This is a genomic window from Terrabacter aerolatus, from assembly GCF_007991735.1.
Lineage (GTDB): Bacteria > Actinomycetota > Actinomycetes > Actinomycetales > Dermatophilaceae > Terrabacter > Terrabacter aerolatus.
Window position 1 is genome coordinate 23,607 of sequence record NZ_BJYX01000023.1, and the last position, 21,115, is coordinate 44,721.

At 73.7% G+C, this 21,115-nt stretch carries 24 protein-coding genes; 10 read left to right on the forward strand and 14 right to left on the reverse strand.

Annotation, left to right across the window (positions count from 1 at the left end):
- Positions 1 to 4: 4 nt before the first annotated feature.
- Genes TAE01_RS20595 through TAE01_RS17105 form a run of 4 tightly spaced genes read right to left on the reverse strand, consistent with a single transcriptional unit; the run spans position 5 to position 3,476 of the window.
- Positions 5 to 1,018: a hypothetical protein gene (locus TAE01_RS20595; protein ID WP_186815262.1), complete on the reverse strand. Its 1,014-nt coding sequence runs from the start codon at positions 1,016 to 1,018 to the stop codon at positions 5 to 7.
- A complete protein-coding gene (locus TAE01_RS17095; protein WP_147068019.1) occupies positions 1,015 to 1,725 on the reverse strand; it encodes a hypothetical protein in 711 nt (236 codons plus the stop codon). The genes TAE01_RS20595 and TAE01_RS17095 overlap by 4 nt, the downstream gene beginning before the upstream one ends.
- A gap of 9 nt (positions 1,726 to 1,734) precedes the next feature.
- Complete coding sequence (locus TAE01_RS17100; RefSeq protein WP_147068020.1) at positions 1,735 to 2,199, reverse strand: hypothetical protein; 465 nt, start codon at positions 2,197 to 2,199, stop codon at positions 1,735 to 1,737.
- Positions 2,199 to 3,476, reverse strand: a complete 1,278-nt coding sequence (locus tag TAE01_RS17105) for an NHL repeat-containing protein (RefSeq protein ID WP_186815263.1) — start codon at positions 3,474 to 3,476, stop codon at positions 2,199 to 2,201. Before TAE01_RS17105 ends, TAE01_RS17100 begins: the two co-directional genes overlap by 1 nt.
- A 122-nt stretch (positions 3,477 to 3,598) precedes the next feature.
- Here TAE01_RS17105 and TAE01_RS17110 point away from each other — a divergent pair, with 122 nt between their 5' ends.
- The 6 genes from TAE01_RS17110 (at position 3,599) to TAE01_RS17135 (ending at position 8,647) form a co-directional block, all read left to right on the forward strand.
- Positions 3,599 to 4,414 carry a UbiA family prenyltransferase gene (locus TAE01_RS17110; protein ID WP_222594167.1) on the forward strand — a complete coding sequence of 272 codons (816 nt, stop codon included), beginning with the start codon at positions 3,599 to 3,601 and terminating at the stop codon, positions 4,412 to 4,414.
- Positions 4,415 to 4,494: 80 nt separating this feature from the next.
- Entirely contained in the window at positions 4,495 to 5,565 is a 1,071-nt protein-coding gene (locus TAE01_RS17115) for a type III polyketide synthase (RefSeq protein WP_147068021.1), read from the forward strand.
- 7 nt (positions 5,566 to 5,572) lie between these two features.
- Positions 5,573 to 6,124 carry an isoprenylcysteine carboxyl methyltransferase family protein gene (locus TAE01_RS17120; protein WP_147068022.1) on the forward strand — a complete coding sequence of 184 codons (552 nt, stop codon included), beginning with the start codon at positions 5,573 to 5,575 and terminating at the stop codon, positions 6,122 to 6,124.
- Positions 6,121 to 7,203, forward strand: a complete 1,083-nt coding sequence (locus TAE01_RS17125; protein WP_147068023.1) for an NAD(P)/FAD-dependent oxidoreductase — start codon at positions 6,121 to 6,123, stop codon at positions 7,201 to 7,203. Before TAE01_RS17120 ends, TAE01_RS17125 begins: the two co-directional genes overlap by 4 nt.
- On the forward strand, positions 7,200 to 7,826 hold the full coding sequence (gene idi / locus TAE01_RS17130; protein ID WP_246111419.1) for an isopentenyl-diphosphate Delta-isomerase: 627 nt from the start codon (positions 7,200 to 7,202) through the stop codon (positions 7,824 to 7,826). The genes TAE01_RS17125 and idi overlap by 4 nt, the downstream gene beginning before the upstream one ends.
- 164 nt (positions 7,827 to 7,990) lie before the next feature.
- On the forward strand, positions 7,991 to 8,647 hold the full coding sequence (locus TAE01_RS17135) for a dihydrofolate reductase family protein (protein WP_307723853.1): 657 nt from the start codon (positions 7,991 to 7,993) through the stop codon (positions 8,645 to 8,647).
- A 42-nt stretch (positions 8,648 to 8,689) separates the two neighbouring features.
- On the opposite strand, the gene TAE01_RS17140 is transcribed toward TAE01_RS17135, so the two are convergent.
- From TAE01_RS17140 to TAE01_RS17165, 6 genes are all read right to left on the reverse strand, one after another.
- Complete coding sequence (locus tag TAE01_RS17140; protein WP_147068025.1) at positions 8,690 to 9,130, reverse strand: hypothetical protein; 441 nt, start codon at positions 9,128 to 9,130, stop codon at positions 8,690 to 8,692.
- Between the two features lie 151 nt (positions 9,131 to 9,281).
- Entirely contained in the window at positions 9,282 to 9,629 is a 348-nt protein-coding gene (locus tag TAE01_RS17145; RefSeq protein WP_147068026.1) for a YciI family protein, read from the reverse strand.
- 131 nt (positions 9,630 to 9,760) lie between these two features.
- On the reverse strand, positions 9,761 to 10,471 hold the full coding sequence (locus TAE01_RS17150; protein WP_147068027.1) for a dienelactone hydrolase family protein: 711 nt from the start codon (positions 10,469 to 10,471) through the stop codon (positions 9,761 to 9,763).
- Between the two features lie 124 nt (positions 10,472 to 10,595).
- The gene (locus TAE01_RS17155; protein ID WP_147068028.1) at positions 10,596 to 10,964 is read right to left on the reverse strand and encodes a hypothetical protein; all 369 of its coding nucleotides are present in this window, start codon (positions 10,962 to 10,964) and stop codon (positions 10,596 to 10,598) included.
- A 162-nt stretch (positions 10,965 to 11,126) separates the two neighbouring features.
- The gene (locus tag TAE01_RS17160) at positions 11,127 to 11,675 is read right to left on the reverse strand and encodes a DoxX family membrane protein (protein ID WP_246111420.1); all 549 of its coding nucleotides are present in this window, start codon (positions 11,673 to 11,675) and stop codon (positions 11,127 to 11,129) included.
- A gap of 247 nt (positions 11,676 to 11,922) precedes the next feature.
- On the reverse strand, positions 11,923 to 12,288 hold the full coding sequence (locus TAE01_RS17165; protein WP_147068029.1) for an antitoxin: 366 nt from the start codon (positions 12,286 to 12,288) through the stop codon (positions 11,923 to 11,925).
- Between the two features lie 301 nt (positions 12,289 to 12,589).
- On the opposite strand from TAE01_RS17165, the gene TAE01_RS17170 reads away from it, so the two are divergent.
- The gene (locus TAE01_RS17170; protein WP_147068030.1) at positions 12,590 to 13,342 is read left to right on the forward strand and encodes an SDR family NAD(P)-dependent oxidoreductase; all 753 of its coding nucleotides are present in this window, start codon (positions 12,590 to 12,592) and stop codon (positions 13,340 to 13,342) included.
- 66 nt (positions 13,343 to 13,408) lie between these two features.
- On the opposite strand, the gene TAE01_RS17175 is transcribed toward TAE01_RS17170, so the two are convergent.
- The 3 genes from TAE01_RS17175 to TAE01_RS17185 form a co-directional block, all read right to left on the reverse strand.
- A complete protein-coding gene (locus TAE01_RS17175; RefSeq protein ID WP_147068031.1) occupies positions 13,409 to 14,440 on the reverse strand; it encodes an NAD(P)H-binding protein in 1,032 nt (343 codons plus the stop codon).
- Positions 14,437 to 14,988, reverse strand: coding sequence for an SRPBCC family protein (locus TAE01_RS17180; RefSeq protein ID WP_147068032.1), 552 nt, complete (start codon positions 14,986 to 14,988; stop codon positions 14,437 to 14,439). Before TAE01_RS17180 ends, TAE01_RS17175 begins: the two co-directional genes overlap by 4 nt.
- Before the next feature lie 132 nt (positions 14,989 to 15,120).
- Positions 15,121 to 16,305, reverse strand: a complete 1,185-nt coding sequence (locus TAE01_RS17185) for a GNAT family N-acetyltransferase (RefSeq protein WP_147068033.1) — start codon at positions 16,303 to 16,305, stop codon at positions 15,121 to 15,123.
- Between the two features lie 506 nt (positions 16,306 to 16,811).
- Between TAE01_RS17185 and TAE01_RS17190 the strand changes: the two genes are divergently transcribed.
- From TAE01_RS17190 to TAE01_RS17200, 3 genes are read left to right on the forward strand one after another with little or no spacing between them, the layout of a single operon-like run.
- Positions 16,812 to 18,431 carry a hypothetical protein gene (locus TAE01_RS17190; RefSeq protein ID WP_147068034.1) on the forward strand — a complete coding sequence of 540 codons (1,620 nt, stop codon included), beginning with the start codon at positions 16,812 to 16,814 and terminating at the stop codon, positions 18,429 to 18,431.
- 9 nt (positions 18,432 to 18,440) lie between these two features.
- Positions 18,441 to 19,241: an inositol monophosphatase family protein gene (locus TAE01_RS17195; RefSeq protein WP_147068035.1), complete on the forward strand. Its 801-nt coding sequence runs from the start codon at positions 18,441 to 18,443 to the stop codon at positions 19,239 to 19,241.
- Positions 19,242 to 19,248: 7 nt separating this feature from the next.
- Positions 19,249 to 20,439 carry a benzoate/H(+) symporter BenE family transporter gene (locus TAE01_RS17200; protein WP_246111421.1) on the forward strand — a complete coding sequence of 397 codons (1,191 nt, stop codon included), beginning with the start codon at positions 19,249 to 19,251 and terminating at the stop codon, positions 20,437 to 20,439.
- A 35-nt stretch (positions 20,440 to 20,474) separates the two neighbouring features.
- Here TAE01_RS17200 and TAE01_RS17205 read toward each other — a convergent pair whose 3' ends face one another.
- On the reverse strand, positions 20,475 to 21,107 hold the full coding sequence (locus tag TAE01_RS17205) for a hemerythrin domain-containing protein (RefSeq protein WP_147068036.1): 633 nt from the start codon (positions 21,105 to 21,107) through the stop codon (positions 20,475 to 20,477).
- Positions 21,108 to 21,115: the final 8 nt, after the last annotated feature.

A 21,115-nucleotide genomic window follows, 5' to 3' on the forward strand; every position in this document is an offset into this window, starting at 1 on the left:
CTCCTCAGCAGCAGCCGCAGTCGCAGCCGGCCTCGACCGGATGGCACGGCGCCGGGCTCACGACCACGGCGACGCGAAGCGGGCGCGAGCAGCCCTCGAAGCGGACGTCGGCGTAGGCGGATGCGCACGCGTCGAGGTCGCCGGGCATCCGGCCCTGACCCATCCCCACGTGCGTGTCGAGGTGGACGTCGGAGCCGCCCTGGTTCTCGCTCGGGCCGTTCGCGTCAGAGCTGCCTCCGGGCTTGCCCGGGTCGCCGGCACCTCCCGAGCCGTCGCCGGGCTTGCCACCGGCGCCCGTCGTGGTCGTGACACCGATGACGAGCCGCACGATGCGGTCCTCGCACGGCGCCAGGGTCACCTGCTCCTCCTCGAGCACCGCGACGACCACGAGGTCCGTGTCGCTGCCGACGTGCCACGGGCCGACCGCGAGGGTGACCGGGCGCTCGCGGCGCCACGCGTTGTGCAGGGCGAGCGGGACGATGCGGCGCTCGCCGACGCGGGTGTGGACCACGACGTCGGCGTCGGGCACGCAGCAGGAGCAGGCGCCTCCACAGCCGCACGTCGAGCCACCGCGGGCGTCACCGTGCTCCCCGCAGCCCCAGCCGCAGCCGCACTCGCCGCGGCACTCGCCGCAGCCCCGGCTGCCACCGCAGCCGCCGCACTCACGGCCTTCACCGCACCCGTGGTGGCCGTGGTGGTGTTCGTCGTGCCGGTGGCCGTCGTGCCCGTGGTCGTGGCCGTGGTCGCGTGGTTCGTCATGCTGTGGCCCGTGGTCGTGACCGTGGTCGTGCCGGTGGTCGTGCCGGTGGTCGTGTCCGTGGTCGTGCGTCGGCCGGGAGCGCTGCTGGCCCCACGCCGGCCACGCGGTCCACGCCGAGCCGGACGGCGCGCTGCCGCCGCCCGTGAACGGCGCGGCGACCTCGTCCCACAGCGACTGGGAGGCGTCGGTCCACTGCTGGAGGGCGTCGACCCAGCCGTTGCGCAAGGAGGTGAACAGGTCCGGCGTGGAGGTGCTCATGACTTCGACTCCGATCGGTCTCGCGGAAGGATGACGACGTCCAGGTCGGCGACGCCGACGGGGACGGAGGCGGTGTGGCGCCGTGCGGCCTCGAGCCCGGCGGGCACCTCGAGGCGGGCGGCGAGGGTGACGGTCGCGCCGGGCTCGACGACCACGGGGGCTTCGAGCGTGAGGACGACGTCGGGGCCGGGGTCGGGTCCACCGTCGTCGGTGCGGGCCATCGTGACCGAGGCCAACGGCATACGCACGTTGCCGGTGTTGGTGACGACGAGTGCCACGTCCTGGCTCCCCCCGACCGCGAGGACGCGGCGCGGGCTCAGGTCGAGCGAGAGGTGGGGGGCCACGTCGACGACGACCCGGTGGCGCACTCCGCCCAGCTCCATCTCGGCCTCGTGCCGACCGGGTGGCGTGGTGGCCGGGAGCGGCACGACGACGGGAACCTCGACGGTGCGGCCCGCCGGGATGATGGCGCTCGCGGCGCCGGTCACGGCCTCCCCGTCGAGGTGCAGCGTGGGGCGCCGGACGACGAGCCGGTCGGCGGTGAGGTTCTCGACGGTCACGGTGGTCGTGAGCCGCCCCGGCGGGCCCGACAGCACGACGGCGTCGTCCGGGTGGTCGGCCTTGGCCGAAGGAGGGCGCCGGCGCGGGGGACGGCCCCCGGTCGAGGAGGTCTTCGCGGCGGTCGGCCTGCGGCGTGGGGTCGGCATGGCCAGACCTCAGAGGTCGATGACGACGGGGCCGCCGGGGACCGGTCGCACGTGGGTCGACGTGCGACCGCGCACGGTGACGGCGAAGACCTCGAGGCCCAGCACGGACCAGCTCCACTGCTGCTCGTAGGGCGTCGACACCTCCGTCGCGGGCGGGGGCGCCAGCTCGAGACGCACGCACGAGTCGACGGCCACGGGCCGCAGGTCGACGACGGCCGCCGAGTCGATCTTCGAGGTGGTGTCGACGGCCGAGGTCGAGTCGAGCTTGGACGTCGTGTCGAGCTCGGCGGTCGAGGCGACGGTCGACGTCGTCGTCACCGGGGCGAGCGCGACGCTGGAGTCGGTGTGGACCGTGTTGTCCCCGGCGAGGGTCAGCCTCATGTCGTCGAGGCCGGCCAGCTGGCTCGTGACGTCGGCCGTGACGTCGCTGCCCACGCTTCCGCTCAGGGCGGTGTCGATCGAGTAGGTGGCCATCAGTGCTCTCCTGCCTGGGCGGTGCGCTGCGGGTGGGACGTGCGCTCTGGTCTCACGGGGGTGTCTGGGCTGACGAGGTAGGAGTGGTGGAAGCCGAGCCTCGGGTCGGCCCAGTCCGACAGGCCGGCGTCGATCTCGCCGAGCTCGGGCATGACGACGCGGTCGCGCAGCTCGAGTGAGGGGTAGTCGTAGACGCTGATGTGGTTCTGGCCCCGGTTGGCCGTGAAGAGCAGTGTCTGGTCGGCCGAGAGCTGGCACGCGTAGATGCCGTCGATGAGCGAGCCGCGGCTGACCCGGAACGACTCGGCGAAGAGGTTGGCGTTGCCGACGACGTTGGCCCGCATGAAGGACTCGGCGAGCGTGTTGAGCGACTGGCGCGGGTAGGCCCAGGACTCGAGGCTCCCGGGGTGCTCGTCGACGAGGCGGTGGTGGCTCATCGTGTCGAGGTCGACGAGGACGACCGTGTGGCTGCCGCCGGTGCAGAAGATCAGCTCGGAGTCCGAAATCGTGACGTCGGAGTTGATGTGGGCCGGCACGTCGCGGTCGGCGACCCAGTGGCGCAGCACCTGGCCCTGCTCGGCGTCGATCTCGAACGCATACTGCCGCAGCCACGCCATGCCCCAGTGCGCGTAGTCGCTCCGGTCGGCGGGATGCACGCGGAAGGAGACGGCGTAGAAGACGTCGAGCACCGGGTGGCACACGACGTGCCAGCAGGTCGTCGGCAGCGTCACGGTGCGGACCTCGCCCGAGACCGTGTCGAGGATGCCGACCTCGCGCGCCTCGCCGCGGGACGGGTGGTCCATGCCGCCGTAGACGATGAAGCGCCCGGACGCCGTCCGCTTCATCGCGTGCGGCACCTTGAGCCCGTGCGGCGCGACGACCTCCGCCTTGGTGAGCCGGTTGACGTCGAAGCGCCACAGGTGCTCGCCGATCGCGGTGACGAACTGGGTGTCGTCGAGCCACACGAGGTGGGTGCTGCCCTTGATCGTCGTGTCGGGCACCTCGAAGCGCAGCGTCGAGACCCGGTCGACCTCCTCGAGCGTGGCGAGGTCGTAGAAGAGCAGGTGCTGACCGGTGTTGCCGAGGAAGCCGACGCGCCGGCTCGGGTCGACGCTCGGCGCGTGCCCGCCCGAGGCGCCGGGGAAGTAGCTGACCTTGTAGGAGTGGTCGCCCGTCACCGGGTCGTAGCGGAAGAGGCACACGCCCGCCCGGCCCTCGAGGCCGTTCAGACCGTTCCCGTCGAGGGCGACGTGGAACGCGTAGGGGTACTCACGCATCGGCAGCCCCGACTGCTTCGGTTCCGCGGATCCGGCGCGCGGTCGTCACGCCGACTCCTCAGGCTAGCGCCGGGCCGTGGCACCCTGCCGGGAAACGGGGATTCGCGCCGTAGGCTCGGCGGGTGCCGGCCGGGCGAGGGAGAGCGACGCTGCAGGGTCTGGCGCTCGCGTGCCATCCCGGTCCGACGGTGGCCGTCACCGTCCTCACGGCCCTGCTCGCGTCGTCGGCGGGACACACGCTCGGTCGCGGGCTGCTCGTGACCGCAGCGGTCCTCACCGGCCAGCTCTCCATCGGCTGGAGCAACGACCTGCTCGACGCCGCGCGCGACCGGGCCGTGGGGCGCGTCGACAAGCCGATCGCGCGGGGCGTCGTGTCCGAGGGGACGGTGCGCGCCGCCACCGCGGTGGCCCTCGTGGCCTGCACCGTGCTGTCGCTGGCGTGCGGCGTCGCCTCCGGGCTCGTCCACCTCCTGCTGGGCGTCGCCTCGGGGTGGGCCTACAACGTCTGGTTCAAGCGGTCGGTGCTCTCCCCGCTGCCGTATGCCGTCGCCTTCGCCGCGCTGCCCGCCGTCGTGACGCTCGCCCTCCCGGCCCCCGTGTGGCCGTCGACCTGGGTCATGGTGACCGGGGGACTGCTCGGGGTCGGGGCGCACCTGCTCAACGCCCTGCCGGACCTCGCCGACGACGAGGCCACGGGGGTCCACGGGCTCCCGCAGCGGCTGGGCGCACGGACCGTGCGGTGGCTGGCACCCGTGGTGCTGCTGGCGGGGACCGCCGTGGCGGCCATCGGCCCGGGTCTCGATGCCACGGGCGCCCTGCTGCTCGGGGTCTGCGTCGCGCTCGCGGGAGTCGCGGTCCTCGCGCGCGGCCGGCTCCCCTTCGTGGCCGCGATCGGCATCGCGCTCGTCAACGTCGTGGCCCTCGTCGCCCGCCGCTGAGACGCACGGCCGTCGACCTGGGACGCAGGCTGTCCAGCGTCGGGACCTCGTCGGGCCACCGGCCACCTAGGGTGGGCAGGGTGAGCCACCTAGCGGCCGTCCGAGGAGTCCTCCCGGAGCACACCTACGCCCAGGCCGACGTCACGGCCGCCTTCGCCGAGGTGCTCGGCTCGGTCGGCTCCGACCGGGCGCTGCTCGAGCGGTTCCACGCGAACGCGGGGGTGAGCCGGCGCCACCTCGCCCTGCCGCTCGAGCGCTACTGGCAGCTCGCGGACTTCGGCGCCGCCAACGACGAGTTCATCCGCGTCGCCACCGAGCTCGGGTCGCATGCCGTCACCAAGGCGCTCGCAGCCGCGGGTCTCACCCCGCGGGACGTCGATCTCATCGTGTCGACGACGATCACCGGCCTCGCCGTGCCCTCCATCGAGGCCCGGGTCGCCGCCGAGATCGGGTTGCGCGACGACGTGAAGCGCATCCCGCTCGTCGGGCTCGGCTGCGTGGCCGGTGCCGCCGGCGTCGCCCGCGTCCACGACTACCTCGTCGGGCACCAGGACGACGTGGCGGTGCTGCTCTCCGTCGAGCTCTGCAGCCTCACCGTCCAGCGCGACGACCGCTCGGTGGCCAACCTCGTCGCGAGCGGCCTCTTCGGCGACGGCGCCGCCGCCGTCGTCATGGTCGGGGCCCACCGTGCCGCCGCCCTCGCGCCCACCCAGCCGCACGTCGTCGCGACCCGCAGCCGCCTCTACCCCGAGACCGAGCGCGCCATGGGCTGGGACGTCGGTGCCACGGGCCTGCGCATCGTCCTCGGGGCCGAGGTGCCCGACCTCGTGCGCGAGAACGTACGTGACGACGTCGACCGCTTCCTCGCCGACCAGGGCCTGACCCGGGCCGACATCGGCTGGTGGGTCGCCCACCCCGGCGGCCCCAAGGTGCTCGAGGCCATGCAGGAGGCGCTCGAGGTCGACCGCGAGGCTCTCGGCGTCACGTGGCGCTCGCTCGACCGCATCGGCAACCTCAGCTCCGCCTCGGTGCTGCACGTGCTCGCCGACACCCTCGCCGACCACACGCCGGAACCCGGGTCGTGGGGCGTCCTCCTGGCGATGGGCCCAGGCTTCTGCCTCGAGCTCGTGCTGCTGCGCGCGGCCGACTGAGGCGCCGATGACCTCCCAGTGGCTCTTCACCGGCCTCGTCCTGCTCGTCGGGATCGAGCGGCTCGCCGAGCTCGTCGTCTCGAAACGCCATGCGGCGTGGGCGTTCTCGCGGGGCGGAGTGGAGCGTGGCCAGTCGCACTACCCCGTCATGGTCGTGCTCCACACGGCCCTGCTCGTCGGGGCCGTGGCCGAGGTGTGGCTCGCCGACCGGCCCTTCGTCCCGGCCCTGGGCTGGGTCATGCTGGGGCTCGTCGTCGCGAGCCAGGCGCTGCGCTGGTGGTGCATCCGGACGCTGGGCAACCAGTGGAACACCCGCGTCATCGTCGTGCCGGGCCTCACGCTCGTGCGCCGCGGACCCTACGGCGTCCTCCCGCACCCCAACTACGTCGCCGTCGTCGTCGAGGGCCTCGCCCTCCCCCTCGTGCACACGGCCTGGGTGACGGCGCTCGTCTTCACCGTCGCCAACGCGGCGCTGCTCACCGTCCGGATCCGTGTCGAGGACGCCGCCCTGCGCGAGATCGCCTCCCTCGCAGGCTCGCCCAGCGGAGCGCCGTCGTGACCGCTGACGTCGTCGTCATCGGCGGCGGCCCCGTCGGGCTCGCCACGGCGCTGTATGCCGTCCGCTCGGGCCTGACGCCCGTCGTCCTCGAGCCCCGGGCCGGTTCCATCGACAAGGCGTGCGGCGAAGGGCTCATGCCGGGCGGCCTGCAGGCACTGGCCGGCCTCGGGGTCGACCCGGTCGGCCACGACCTGCGCGGCATCCGCTACCTCGCCCGCGGCCGCGTCGCCGAGGCCGACTTCACGACCGGCCCGGGACGCGGCATCCGGCGCACCACCCTGCACGACGCGCTGGCCGCCGCGGTCGCGTCGGCCGGCATCGAGGTGCTGCCGTTCGGCGCCGCCGAGGTGACCCAGGACGACCACCTCGTGACGGTGCACACCGACGGACCGAGTGGCAACGGGCCGGATCTCACCGCGCCCTGGGCCGTCGCAGCCGACGGCCTGCACTCGCCCACGCGCCGGGCCCTCGGTCTCGACCGGGACCACGCCGACGGGCGCTCGACGCAGGCGCGCCCCCTGCGGCGGTACGGGCTGCGCCAGCACTACGGCATACGTCCGTGGGGCGACCACGTCGAGGTGCACTGGGGCACCCACGGGGAGGCCTACGTGACTCCGGTGGGGGACGACCTCGTCGGGGTGGCCGTGCTGAGCAAGCAGCGGAGCCCCCTGTCCGAGAGCCTCGCCGAGTTCCCCGAGCTGCGTGAGCGCCTCGACGGGGCGCCGGTCGTCACGTCGGTGCGCGGCGCCGGCCCGCTGCGGCAGCGGACGACGCACCGGGTCGCCGGCCGCGTCCTGCTCGCCGGCGACGCGAGCGGCTACGTCGACGCCCTGACGGGAGAGGGCATCTCGCTCGGCCTCGCCCACGCGCGAGCGGCGGTCGCGGCCGTCGTCGCGGAGGACCCGCAGTCCTACGAGCAGTCATGGCGTGCTGCGACCCGGCGCTACACCCTGCTGACCCACGCTCTCCTGCACGTCACCCGCCCGGCATGGACCCGCCGGCTGCTCGTCCCGGCTGCGGCCACCCTGCCCCCGGTCTTCCGCGGCGCGGTCAACGAGCTCGCGAGGCCGGCCCGGTGACGCCCGAAACGTCCGGCGCGAGCGCCGACGACGAGGAGCTCGTCGTCCTCGTCTCGGCCGACGGCCACGCCACCGGCACCGCGCCCAAGGCGACGGTGCACCATGCCGACACCCCGCTCCACCTGGCCTTCTCCGTCTACCTCTTCGACGACGCCGGATCCCTTCTCGTGACCCGGCGGGCGCTCGCCAAGGCGACCTTCCCCGGCGTCTGGACCAACTCGGCCTGCGGGCACCCGGCACCGGGTGAGCCCGTCGAGGACGCCGTCGGCAGGCGTGCCCGCGACGAGCTCGGGCTCGACGTCCACGACCTCCGGCTCGTGCTGCCGCGCTTCTCGTACCGGGCCGAGATGGACGGCGTCGTCGAGTGGGAGCTCTGCCCCGTGCTCGCCGGACGGGTCGACGGCCTCGCCCCCCGGCCCGCCCCGGACCCCACGGAGGTCGAGGCGGCCGAGTGGGTGCCGTGGCGTGAGTTCGCCGACGACGTCCGGAACGGGAGGCGAGAGGTCTCCTCGTGGTGCCGCGAGCAGGTGATCGAACTGGTGGACCTCGGTCCCGAACCGGTGGACTGGCCCACCGGCGACGTGATCGACCTCCCGGCCGCCATGACCACGCGCCTGCCATGACCACGCGCCTGACATGACCACCCGAGTGCTTGCGTCACGGACCCGGCCGACGCACGATGTGCGCATGTCCGCTCGGCCCGACGAGTGGCTCGGGCCCCAAGGAGCGATCCCGTGACCGACGACCCCACCCCCGGCCTCGACCCCGTCACCGGGGTGGCGGCGTCGTGAGCGCCGCACCGGAGCAGCTCCTGCGGGTGCAGAACTTCATGCTCTCCACCGACGGGTTCGGCACGGGTGAGGGCCAGAGCCTCGAGCGGCCCTTCGGGCATGCCGACCCCGCCCGGCTGTCCGCGTGGGCGGCCGCCACCGCGAGCTGGCCCAACCGGGCCGACGCGGGCGGCACGCGCGGCCTCGACGACTACTTCACCCGCGACTTCTCGCACCACATCGGCGCGGAGATCATGGGGCGCGGCAAGTTCGGCCCCCAGAAGGGACCGTGGACCGACCTCGAGTGGGAGGGCTGGTGGGGCGACGAGCCGCCGTTCCACACCCCGGTCTTCGTGCTGACCCACCACGTGCGGCCGGCCCTCACGCTGTCGGACACGACCTTCCACTTCATCGACGCCGACCCGCACGAGGCCCTGCGCCAGGCCAAGGCAGCGGCGAACGGCAAGGACGTGCGCCTCGGAGGGGGAGTCTCGACCCTGCGCGCCTTCCTCGAGGCTGACCTCGTCGACACGATGCACGTCGCGGTGGCCCCGATGGAGATCGAGCGCGGGGGCCGGCTGTGGGACTCACCCGACGAGCTGCTCGACCGCTTCCACCTCGAGCGGGTGCCCAGCCCGAGCGGGGTCGAGCACCTTCTCTTCTGGCGGCGCTGACCCGTCAGGGGAGGGGCGCCGGGAGGGCCGGCGGGAGGATCGTCAGAGCACCTCGTCGGCGAGGGCCTCGAGGGCCCGTCCGTCACACCCCGCCGTGAGGGCCTCGTACGTCGCGCCGCGGGCCGCGTCACGGGCGTCCGGGCTCAGGGCTGCGATCACCGCGGCGACCGCCCGGGCCTCGATGCACTCCGAGGTCAGCTGCAGCTCCTCGAGCGGGCGGCTGCTGGGGGCGGCGCCGAGCTGGCTCTCGCACGCTGCGTCCAGGTCCCGCTCGAGCTGCCACAGGTGGACGAGCTCGTCGATCTCGGGGTAGCGCTCCAAGCCGCCCCGCGCGACCTCGAGGGCGTGGACGTCGTGGACACCGGCCACCGAGCAGGCGAGGCGCGCGACCCGGAAGGCGTAGGTGCGGGCGCGCCCCGGTTCGGCGCCCGCGATTCGGGCGGCGAGGCCGGGCGCCACCGCCTCGACCTGGTGCAGCTCCACGGGCTCTCCTCAAGGGTCACGGTCAGCGCTGCAGTCACAGCCCTCCGGGCCATACCCGTTGCGCGGCGTGCCCACCCGGTGCCCGGCCCGTCGCGCCACCGCGGGACGGGCCGGACCCCCACGAACACCCACGATTCGCCGCGGGATCAGGTCACGCGTCCTGCAGCGCCCGCACCTCGACGGGGCCGCGGCAGGCCGCGGAGCCCTCCTGCGCCAGGGCGAGGGCGGCGTCGAGGTCGGCGGCCTCGACGATCCAGAAGCCGCCGAGCCACTCGCGCGCCTCGCTGAAGGGGCCGTCGGTGACCGCGGCCTCGCCGGCCGACGCGTCGACGACCTTGGCCTCGCTCACGTCGGTCAGGCCGCCGGCGAGCACCCAGGCGCCCGACGACTGGAGCTTCTGGTTGAAGGCGTCGACCGAGGCGTACATCTGCTGGATCTCGTCGGCGGACGGCATGGCCGCGCCCTCGCGGTGGTGGACGGAGAGAAGGAACTGCGTCATGGGAGTGCTCCTGCGTGTCGGTGGTGCGGTTGCTGGCCGGTGGCCTGTCGGCGTGATGGCCGGTACGTCACTGCGTCGAACGGGGGGCCGTCGTCTCGACAGGCCACCGCGACATTTCTGGGCCTCGCCCGTCAGGCGACGGGCAGCCGCTCCCGGAGGAACTCGACGGTCGTCGCCCAGGCGAGCGTCGAGGAGGCGGGGTCGTGCCACGGCATGTCGTCGTTGTCGAAGGCGTGGTCCGCGCCGGCATACGTCTCGAAGACGGTCTCGGGCTGCTCGGTCACCGACGCCTCGATCCGGCGCACCGTCTCGGTGTCGATGAAGGAGTCGGCGAGGCCGAAGTGGTGCAGGCTCGGCGCCGTCACCGTCAGGGTCTCGTGCAGGCCGGGCAGCGCCGAGCCGTAGTAGCTGACGAGGGCGTCGAGCGGGGCGCTCTCGCCGGACTCGAGGTGCGCGGCGACGGCGTAGCCGAGCCCCCCGCCGAAGCAGAAGCCGACCGCGCCGACCCCGGCGGTGACCTCGTCGCGGGCGCGGAGCCACTCGACCGTCGCGGCCGCGTCGGTGACCGCCGCGTCCCAGTCGAGACGTTGGACGAGCCCCATGCCCTGCTGGAGCGCGTCGTCGCCCTCGACCGGGGAGGTGACCCCGAGGCGCCAGAAGATCTCCGGCGCCACGACGACGTAGCCGATCTCGGCGAGCTGCGCGGCGCGGCGCTGGATGTAGTCGCTGACGCCGAAGATCTCCTGCAGCACGACGATCCCGGGCCCGTGTCCGGTCGGCGGGAGCCAGAGGTGCGCGGGCAGGTCGCCGGCGTCGGTCGTGACGGTCACGTGTTCGGTCATGCCGTCAGTATGACGAGACGGCCGGGGCCGCGACCGCGTGGCCGCGGCGTGTCCCGACCGTCCCGCGCGGGTGGCCGTGTGCCGGGTGCCCGGACGGGTGCCCCGGGCGTGCGTGGCCGGCCGGTCAGCGTCGTGGACGCAGCTCGAGCAGCCGGGCGTCGTACATGCGGACCCGCTCGGCGAGGGCGTCGTGCTCACGCTCGTGGCTGCGCAGCACGCCGACGAGCGCGACGATGGTGACCACCGTCAGGGCGCCGAGGACGGTGAGGGTCAGGACGCCGGACCGGGTCTCGGCCCGGCCCGTGGCGAGGACGACGAGCGCGGCGGCGAAGAGCAGGGCCACGACGCCCCCGAGCCCTCCGACGCGACGCGAGGCGGACCGGTCCACGGCGGCGAGCGACTCCTGGGCGATGGCGCGCTCCTCGCGGGCGACGCTGAGGCACAGGTAGGTCGCGGCGGGGAAGCGGTGCGTGTCGCCCCGGCGACCACGCACGTGCGGGCGGTAGTCCGTCGACGAGGCGCGGGTGGGGTGCGGTGCCGGTCGTCGGCACCGGGATGGTGGTCAGCGCGGTCATCTGCGGGCTCCTGTCTGTCGACCGCTGGGTGCCCCTCGTGTTCAGGGTGCACCCAGCGGCCGTCCGGCGGTGAGGTTTCGTCAGTCGTCGGAGCCGGGGTGCAGCCGGGCGCCGAGGGCGTAGGCGGCGACGACGAGGGCCGATGCGGCGAGGACGATGTCCTTGAGGACGTACTGGCCCATGAGCGTCGGACCGTGGGGGAAGAGCTCGGCGGTGAAGAGCGCGAGCGGCGACATGATGCCGATGAGGGCGCCGCCGAGCACGACGATGCCGACGCGGAGGAACTTGCCGGTGACGAGCGTCAGGCCGATGACGGTCTCCGTGACCGCCGTGAGCAGCACCGCCGGGTGACCCGACACGAGCCCGAAGGTGAGCCGGTCGATGGTCGCCGAGGCGATGGCCTCGGCGGGGCTGAGGCCGGGGACCAACTTGATGACGCCGAAGCCGAGGAAGACGAGCCCGAGGCAGATCCGCAGGACCTGGAGGCTGTGGGCGACGAGGAACGCCTGGAGGCGGTCGACGGCGGCCCTGGCCGTCCGGGTCGCCTGACGGCGCAGGCCGGTCGCTCGACCCGTCCGGAACGGACGGCCGGTCTCGGGCTGGAGGTTGTCGATGACGAGCTGGGACATGGTGGTTGCTCCTGTGAGGTCGAACGTGTCGAGACCTCAGAAGCGGCGGGGCGCCGGCAGATACGCGGCGACGGCCGGATGAGTCGATCTACCTAGCCCAAACGACGCCCTAACCGGGCAAAACCGGCGGGGTCACCTTGGTCATCAATTCGCTTGACATGACAGGGGATTGGCGATCGTCCGAGTCCGGACAGCCGTATGCCGCCGAGGGAGGGTCGGCGGCATACGGTTCCTTGCAGGTGCCGGCTCAGGTGGGGTTGCCGGCGGGGGAGTCCTCGTCGAAGGCGCTGTGCTTGTCGTCGGGCACGGCAGAGGCGGCGGGAGTGGGAGGAGCCGCCTTGTCGCTCTGCTCGACGAGCCTGTCAATGCCCTTGTCGACCGAGGCGCGAACCTTGGTCACCGTGTCGGCGTGCTTGCCGCCGGTCTTCTCGTCGATCTTGGCCTCGGCCTTGTCGAGGGCGTCCTCGACCTTGTCCCGGTTGTCCTGGGCGTAGCCCGCCGCGGCGGACATGACGGCCTTGGCCATCTCGACGACAGCGTCACCGAAGTCCTTGGCCTTCTCCTGGAAGTGGACCTCGTCCGCCTTGTGCTTCAGCTGCTCACCGAATGACACGGTGTCTCCTCGTCTCGCACTGGCCCGACCCGCGTCGGGCTCACTGCTTCCACGCTCATACCCGGTGGTCCCTCCGCACAACCGGGGTCGACCCCGATTTCGACCCCGATCGACCCTGAAAGGCGCTGCAGCACAGGCTTTTGCCGCTTTTGTCCGACATGTCCGTATGGCTCCCGTGAGCCCGTGTCTCTTCGGTCACTCCGGTCGGAATGTGACGTGACGGACTGCGCCGCCGGCGTCGTCAGGACGAGACTGGAGGGGAGGCAGGACCCTGAACCACCAGCGATATGGAGTGATCCCCATGAAGCGTCTCGAAGGACGGGTGGCGCTCGTGACGGGCGCCGCGAGCGGCATCGGCAGGGCCACGGCACACCGGCTGGCGGACGAGGGGGCGGCGGTCCTGCTGACCGACGTCAACGAGTCGCTCGGCGCGACGACGACCGGGGAGCTGCAGGCCAGCGGTGCCCGGGCCGCCTTCCTGCGGCACGACGTGACGAGCGAGGCGGACTGGGAGGCCGCGGTCGCCAGGGCCGTCGACGAGTTCGGCTCGCTCGACATCCTCGTCAACAACGCCGGCATGGGTGACCTGGCGCCCATCGAGGAGACGAGCCTCGCCGACTGGGAGCGCACCATCGCCATCGACCAGACCGGCGTCTTCCTCGGGATGCGGACCGCGGCCGCGCAGCTCAAGGCCTCGGGCCACGGTGCCGTCGTCAACATCAGCTCGATCTTCGGCACGAGCGGCGGGTTCGGCACGTCGCCCGCCTACCACGCCGCCAAGGGCGCGGTCCGGACCCTGACGAAGAACATCGCCCTGCACTGGGCCGCCGAGGGCGTGCGGGTCAACTCGATCCACCCCGGCTTCATCGACACCCCGATCCTCGACGGTGCACGCGGCACCCCGTTCGAGCAGGCGATGATCGACCTGACCCCGATGGGACGCCTCGGTCGGCCCGAGGAGGTCGCGGCGGGCGTCGCCTACCTCGTCAGCGACGACGCGGCCTTCGTCACCGGGCTCGAGCTCTACATCGACGGCGGCTACATCGCCCGCTGACCCGAGCGCCCGCGCCGGCCCCGGCGGTGTGACGGGGCCGGGTCGGTGGGCAGGGACCGCCTGCGGCTACCGGCCGCGGGCGGTCGACCACACCCAGTCGAGGACCGAGCGGTGCCGCGACCACGACGGGTCGCCCGTGGACGGGGCCTGCGGGTCGCCGTCGACCGCCGCGCCGTCCGGGGCCCCGTCACCGGCGCGCGTCGTGGCGAGCGAGCGCGACACCGCGTCGGCCACCCCCACCCGGCCTCCGGGAGGTTCGCCGAGGACGTCGGCCGCGTCCCGCTCGCCGACCATGTCGTGACCGAGGCTCGGGATGAGCGACTGCACCGTGCCGCTCGGGACGTCGACGAGGACCCCGGCCACGCGCGCGACCGTCTCGACGGGCGCCAGCCACACGGGCAGCTGGACCCGGACCAGCCGGGCGCGGGCGGCATACGTGCGCAGCAGGGAGACGTAGCTGAGACGGTCGGGCCCGACGACGTCGAGGTGACCGGTCACCTCGGGTCGCTCGAGCGCCTCGGCGAGGAACCACACGGCGTCCGCGACGGCGACCGGCTGGATCACCGAGCCGCCCATCCAGGCCGGGACGGTCTGCACGACGCCGAGCCGGGTGGACATCTGCCGCATCACCTCGAAGCTCGTCGACCCCGCCCCGACGACCATCGAGGCCCGCAGGGTCAGCACCGAGCAGTCCGCGGTCGCGAGGATCTCCTCGACCTCGAGCCGGGACAGCAGGTGGTCCGACAGCTCGTCGTCGGGCAGGTCGGGCACGATCCCCGAGAAGTAGACGAGGCGCGACGCGCCGACGACGCCCGCGGCATACGCGACGTTGTCGGCCGCCTGGCGGTCGAGCCGCATGAAGTCGGGGTCGTCCAGCCCGTGCACGAGGTAGCAGATCGCGTCGACGCCGTGCAGCGCCTCGACGACGCGCTCCTCGTCCTGCACGTCGACGCGCCGCCACTCGACGTCACCAGACCAGGGGTATGCCGTCGACGGGCTCCGGTGGTGCGTGGCCACGACGTCGTGGCCGCGTCGGAGCAGCTCGGGCACGAGCCGGGACCCGACGTAGCCGCTCGCGCCGACGACGGCGACCCTCATCGTCGTTTGCGCTCGCGCCGGTCCCGCCGGAAGGAGCCGAACAGGTCGGTGGCCGAGCGCACGAGGTCGAGCGAGCCGTCGTCGTCCGCCTCGGCGTCCGGGACCGGACCCGCCACGGACATGCAGGTGAGGAACCGCTCGATGAGCGGGTCGGAGGCACGCTGGACGAGGCCGGTGCCGAAGTCCATCGGGAAGCCGAGGAAGACGAGGTCGGTGACGAGGTGGGCCTTCGTGCGCTCGCCGGTGCCGACGGGGCGCAGCTTCAGCGTGATGTCGATGGTCGCCCTGCCGAGACCGTGCCGCTCCTGTCCCGTGGCCGTCAGGCGTGCCCGGCCGCCGGACTCGTCGCGCTCGACCATGGAGCCGGTGCCGTCGAAGTACATCGACAGCGGGCCGAGCTTGGCCTTGATCTCACCGACGAAGTCGTCGCCGTCGACCTTCGTCACCTTGGCCCCGGGGAAGCAGCGGCCGATGCGGTGCAGGTCCATGAAGTTCGCCCAGACCACGTCCTGCGCCGCGTCGAGCTCCTGCTCGTGAGCGAGTCTCATCGGGGTGTCCTTCCGTCGGCCGCGCCGCCCGGCTCGTGGCGGGCGGCGCTTGGGGTCAACGGTCGCATACCCGTACGGCCCCCGCACCGCCCGCCGTCGTCCATGGGTCTGTCCAGGGTCGGCAGGTGCCCGTCAGTCGGTCGCGCCGTCGGGCAGGAGCTCCCAGTGCAGCCCGTCGCCCCAGCCGCCGCCGGCGACCCGGTCGACCGCGTGCTCCCGGCCGAAGGGGACGAAGCCGGCCGAGCGGAGCACCGCGTTGCTCGCCTCGTTGTCGGCCGCCGTCTCGCCGACGAGGCGGCGCACCCCGAGACCCCCCTCGGAGGCCGGGGCCAGGGCGTGGGCGACGGCGAGGCGGGCCGCCTCCTTCGCGGCGCCGCGCCCCCGGGCGCTCGGGAAGAGCTGGTAGCCGAGCTCGGCGGTGTCGCCGATGGGGCCGACACGGCTGAAGAGGGTCACGCTGCCGAGGGCGCGGTCGGTCTCGACGTCGGCCACGCACCAGTCGACCGCCGTCCCCTCGGACATCCGCTCCTGCCGCGTCAGCAGCCAGGCCGCGAAGGTCTCGCGGCGCAGGATCGAGCGGGACGGCATCCAGTGGTCGGGGTCGTCGCGCGGCTCGATGGCGTCGACGTCGTCGGGTCGCCAGGGCCGCAGCCGTACGCGCTCACCGGTGACCTCGGTCGGGGCGAGCCACGGCGTCCGCGCCGAGAGGGTGTCGCCGGGGGTGATGCTGGCCGTCCACGTGTCGAGGGCCAGCGGGCCGCCCTCGGGGTCGGGGTGGCTGCCGGGGATCGTGCCGTGGAAGGTGAAGCCCGCGGCCCACGCGGCCCGGCGCGAGCCCCAGTTGCCGACGACGGCACGCCAGTGGATGCGCCCGACCGGCGCGCCCCAGACGGGTGTCGAGAAGGCGTGACCGACGACGAGCCGGACCGCGCGCGACATGAGGCCCCGGCCGCGGGCGTCGGGGTGCAGCCCGAAGCCGAGCTCGCCGGTCGACGGAGCCGCGCCCGGGCGCAGGTCGATGGTGCCGCCGTAGCGGGCGGCCCCCGTCCCGTCCGTCCACTCGATGGCCCACGACCGGGTGCCGCCCGGCTCGGCCCACGCGGCGCTGTTGCGCTCGATCCAGCCCAGCGCGTCCGCGCGCGAGTACGGCCGCGGGACCGTCGTCCAGCGCAGGCTCGCGGGGTCGCTGCTCTGCTCGACGATGGCGTCGGCGTCGTCCACCGAGTGCGCCCGGAGGGTCACGACGCCGTCGCTGAGGATGACGACGGGAGTGGTCGCAGATGTCGGGGCGACGGGCGGCTGGGAGGTCTCGGTCACGGCGTCAGCCTGCCAGCCGGCATACGCCTGCGTCACCGAGGTTTGCGTCCGGGACGGCGTCGGGAGGGAGCCGGAGACGAGGCCGGAGACGAGGTTGGACCGGGAGCCAGCAAGCCGGCTCCCGGTCCAATGGCCCGCTTCCCCTCCACAGGCTGCGTACCGAGGCCTACCGTACCCAATGGACCGTCAGGACGAACGCGCGTTGCGTGCCGTCCTGACGCGCGCAACTCGGGGGAGGGCGCAGGCATGGCCACAGCGGTCGCCGGCCGGGTGAAGGGGGTCGCCGTGGGTTCGCTGACAGGGGTCGCACCGACGTGCGGGCGGACCCGGGACCCCGGGGTGCCCGATGGCGGGACGGGAGCCTCCCCCTGGCCACGGCTCCCGTCCCCGAGCATCGGGCTCGACCGCCACCCTACGAAGGTCGTGTGCCGTGCCCGTCCCGCGTTGCGCAGGTTGGTCGAGCGCGCAACAGCCGCAACGGCCCCGGCGGACTGCGGGAGTCCGACGTGCTGAGCGAGGAGGTGCGCTGGGTGCTGCGCAACGCGCGGCTGCACGCGACCGACCCCACCCTGCGCTCCGCAGCCGGTTTCGCCGACGGGGCCGGGCGGGCCGACCCGGTCCACCGCGCCCAGGTCGGACGATGGGAGAACGGTGACGTCGAGGTGACCCGGGTGCTCGTGCGCCGCTACGAGACGGTCCTCGACCTGCCCGAGGGGCAGCTGCTCAGCGCCATCGACTTCTTCGCGCGCTCCCGCAACCCGATCCGCTCGGCCGCGACCCTGCCGCCGCGCACCGAGCCCGACGTCGACACGACGTTGGCCCTCCTCGAGCGCGCCCTCGGCGACGACCGGATGACGGGGCTCGACTGGGACCGCCTCTCGGGCGACCTCGGCCGGATGCCGCACGCGATGGTCCGCGCGTCGGACTGGGAGCACGTCTTCGGACGCCTGCTCCGAGAGCTCAGCCTCTCGCTCGACCTCGACTACGCCCAGCGGGCGGAGGCCCTCGCACGCCTCGCCGGGCACCCGCGGAGCGGCGCCGTCGTGGCCGGGCTGGCGGCCGAGGTCGTCGGCCGGCCCGACGCGCAGTTCTACAACGACACGCTGAGCCTGCTGCAGTTCACCCGCGACCCGCAGGCCCTCTCGATCCTCCTCGGCCAGCTGCGGGCGCCGACCAACGCGAGCTCGCTACGGGCCTGCCTCATCGTCCTGACGACCCTCGTGCGCGGGACCCGCCTCGACCCGGAGACCAGGCTCGAGGCGGTCCGGCTCGCGGTGCGGCACCTGCGCGACCCCGACCAGCCCTACCTCGTGCACCGCGGCGCCGCCAACCTCGTGCGCACCCTCGGACCGGCCGGCAGCCAGCGCGTCGCAGCCGTCCTCACGGCGGAGGACCGCCGGGCCGTCGCCTCGATCATCCGCGACGGGCGAGCCATCACCTCGCAGGCGATCCGCGAGGCACGACAGCGGATCCGGTCGATGCTCGAGACCGGCGAGGGACGGGCCGCCGCCGGGGAACCCGTCCTCGGCGACCTGCTGCAGACCGCGCTCGGAGAGACCAACGAGGAGGACCGCTCCAACGCCCTCTGCATCCTCATGCTCTCGCCGCAGAGCACGGTCATCGGCCGGGTGCACGCCGCGGTGTTCGCCGATGCCATGGCGAGAGGCGACCACGTGGCCGCGCACGAGAGCGCCACCGTGCTGACGTGGATGGGGCAGCCGGAGGACCTCGACCTCGTCGAGCGGGTCGCCCTCTCGTCGGCCACCCCGCCCGCCGTCGCGATGGAGGCCGGCTACGTCGTCGGCAACACGCTCGAGGCTCCGGGACGGCGGCGCGACGACCGGGAGGCGGCCTTCGCCCGGCGCGTCGCCGAGGTCGCCGTCGGCGGGAACGGCGACGCGCCGGCCGAGCCGTACGCCGAGCTGCTGCGCGGCCTCGTCTACGTGCTCGGCATGCGGGGGCGGCGCGACCTGCTCACCGCCCTCCTCGACAGGCTGCCCTCACCGGGGACCGACCCGCACGCCATGCCGGAGATCGCTCGCGGCGTGCTCGGGTGGTGGCTCGCCGTCCCGGAGCACCTGCGCCCCGGAGCACCTGCGCCCGGCACGTCGAGCCGGGGTCGCTAGGTTGGGGGCGTGCAGACGGACGAGGTGCTGAGCCTCCTGAAGGACGTGGCCGAGCAGGTCATCAACCCCCGGTTCCGGGCGCTCGCCGACGGCGAGATCCACGAGAAGCGGCCCGGTGACCTCGTCACCGACGCCGACCGGGAGGCCGAGGTGCTCATCACCGCGGCGCTCAACGAGGCCTACCCCGACGCCGTCGTGCTCGGGGAGGAGACGTTCGCCGGCGACCCGGCGCTCATGGACCGCTACGCCGCAGCCGAGCACGCCTTCACCGTCGACCCCGTCGACGGCACGAAGAACTTCGTGCACGGCTCCAAGGACCACGCCGTCATGGTGAGCGAGACCGTCGCCGGTGAGGCGGTGCGCGCCTGGATCTGGCAGCCGCAGCACGAGGTCGGCTACGTCGCGGAACACGGCTCCGGCACGTGGCGCCACGACGCCGACGGCACGCAGCGCCTGACGGTCCCCGAGCGCGGCGACGCGCAGCTGCGGGGCCGCACGTCGCGGCGCGCGTGGATCGGGCAGTCGCTCGCCGGTCTCGAGCCGATGACCCTGACCTGGGTGTCGTGCGGCATCGACTACCCCAAGCTCGTCGAGGGCGAGGCCGACTACATCCTCTACGCGGGCGCCGCCCCCTGGGACCACGTGCCGGGCTCGCTCCTGCTCGCCGAGGCCGGCGGCCGCCTCGGCACGACCGAGGGCGTCACGTACTCCCCGCGCGACATCGCGCCCCCCGGCCTCGTCGCCGCCGGCAGCCCCACGGCATACGACCACGTATGCCGTGCGCTCGCCTCGAGCGCCCACCTGCCCTGACGCGGCCGTGACCACCCAGCCGGCCGCGGGCGGCTCGACGGCGCACGCGGTGCTGGCCGGTGTCGTGTGCGGCCTCGTCGGCTTCACCAGCTCGTTCGCCGTCGTCCTCACCGGCCTGCGGGCGGTGGGGGCGAGCCCGGACCAGGCGGCGTCGGGCCTGCTCGTGCTGTGCGTGACGATGGGCCTCGGCTGCGTGCTGTTCTCGTGGCGGCTGCGGATGCCGATCACCATGGCCTGGTCGACACCGGGGGCGGCGCTGCTGGCGGCGGCGACGGTGCCGGCCGGCGGGTTCGCCGCTGCGGTGGGCGCGTTCGTCGTCTGCGGGCTGCTGCTCGCCCTGTGCGGTCTCGTGCGTCCGCTCGAGCGGCTCGTCGAGCGCATCCCGGCGCCGCTCGCCAGCGCCATGCTCGCCGGCGTGCTGCTGACGCTGTGCATCGCACCGTTCCGGGCGGTCGTCGCGTCACCGGCGGCGATCGCGCCGGTCATGGTGACGTGGCTCGTCCTCGTCGCGGTCGCGCGCCGGTGGGCGGTGCTCGGCGCCCTGGGCGCGGCGCTCGTCGTCATGGCCGTGCAGGGCGTCTTCGGGCGGCTCGACCTGCGTGCAGCCGCCCCGTCACTCGTGCTCGTGACGCCGTCGTGGGACGTCACGACCCTCGTGGCGGTCGCCGTCCCGCTCTTCGTCGTGACGATGACGAGCCAGAACATCCCGGGCATGGCGGTGCTCGCGTCGTTCGGCTACCGCCCCGGGATCAAGGCGCCGCTGCTCTACACCGGCGGCGCGACGGCCGTGGGCGCCCTCGGCGGCGCCCACGCGATCAACCTCGCCGCCATCTCCGCGGCGCTCGCGGCGGGTCCCGAGGCCCACCCGGACCGCAACCGTCGCTGGGTCGCCGGCGTCGCGTGCGGGTGCACCTACCTCGCGTTCGGGCCGCTCGCCGGGATCGTCACGGCCGCAGCGCGGTCCGCGCCGGCCGGGCTCATCGAGACGATCGCCGGCCTGGCCCTGCTCGGGACGTTCGCCGGAGCGGCCGCGAGCGCTCTCGGCGATGCCGCGTCGCGGGAGGCCGGTGCCGTGACCCTCGTGGTCGCAGCGTCCGGCATCACCGTCGCCGGCATCGGTGCGGCGTTCTGGGGCCTCGTCGCCGGCGTCCTCGTGCTCCTCGCGCTCCGCCTCCACCACCACCGCGACCGACCCTGACCCTCCCCGGTCGAGTGGGCACGTCGACACGGGGGCTACTCCTCCGACGCTGCCGCGGACGCCTTCTTGGACCGGGCGGCACGGGCCGGGGCCGTCTTGGCGGCCTTCCTGGCCTGGGCCGCCGCCTTCTTGGCCGTGGGTGACGCCTTGCTCGTCTTCTTCGCCGCGACGTAGCCCTTCGGGTCCTTGTCCTTGGGGGTGATCCCCTCGGCCCAGCGCACCGCCTCGTAGCGCAGGAACTGGAGCGCGATCTCGTGGCGCAGCTCGAGGCTGGAGCGCTGCCGGAAGTCGGCGAGGTCCTGACGCTCCTCCTCGCCCATGTGGTCGCTGTTGTGGACGTTGGCGTCGGTGACGGCCGTCCACCACGCGTCGGACCCGGTGCGGCAGCGCCCGACCTTGCGCACCGAGGCACGGATCTCGTTGTGGTCCTTGACGGCGTCCTCGACCTCCTCGCCGGCCGACTCGGCGTCGGCGCCACCCGTGCCGATGCGCAACAGCTCCGGGTAGAAGTAGAGCTCCTCGGCCTCGGCGTGCGTCTCGAGGAGGATCTCGAGCCGCTTCCAGATCGCGGCGAGGCCCTCGTGGTCGTCACGCGGCCACTCCTCGAGCATGGCGAACATCCGTCGCTGCTCGTCGTGCTGGCGGAGGATGACGTCGGTGATGTCCACGGTGGGCC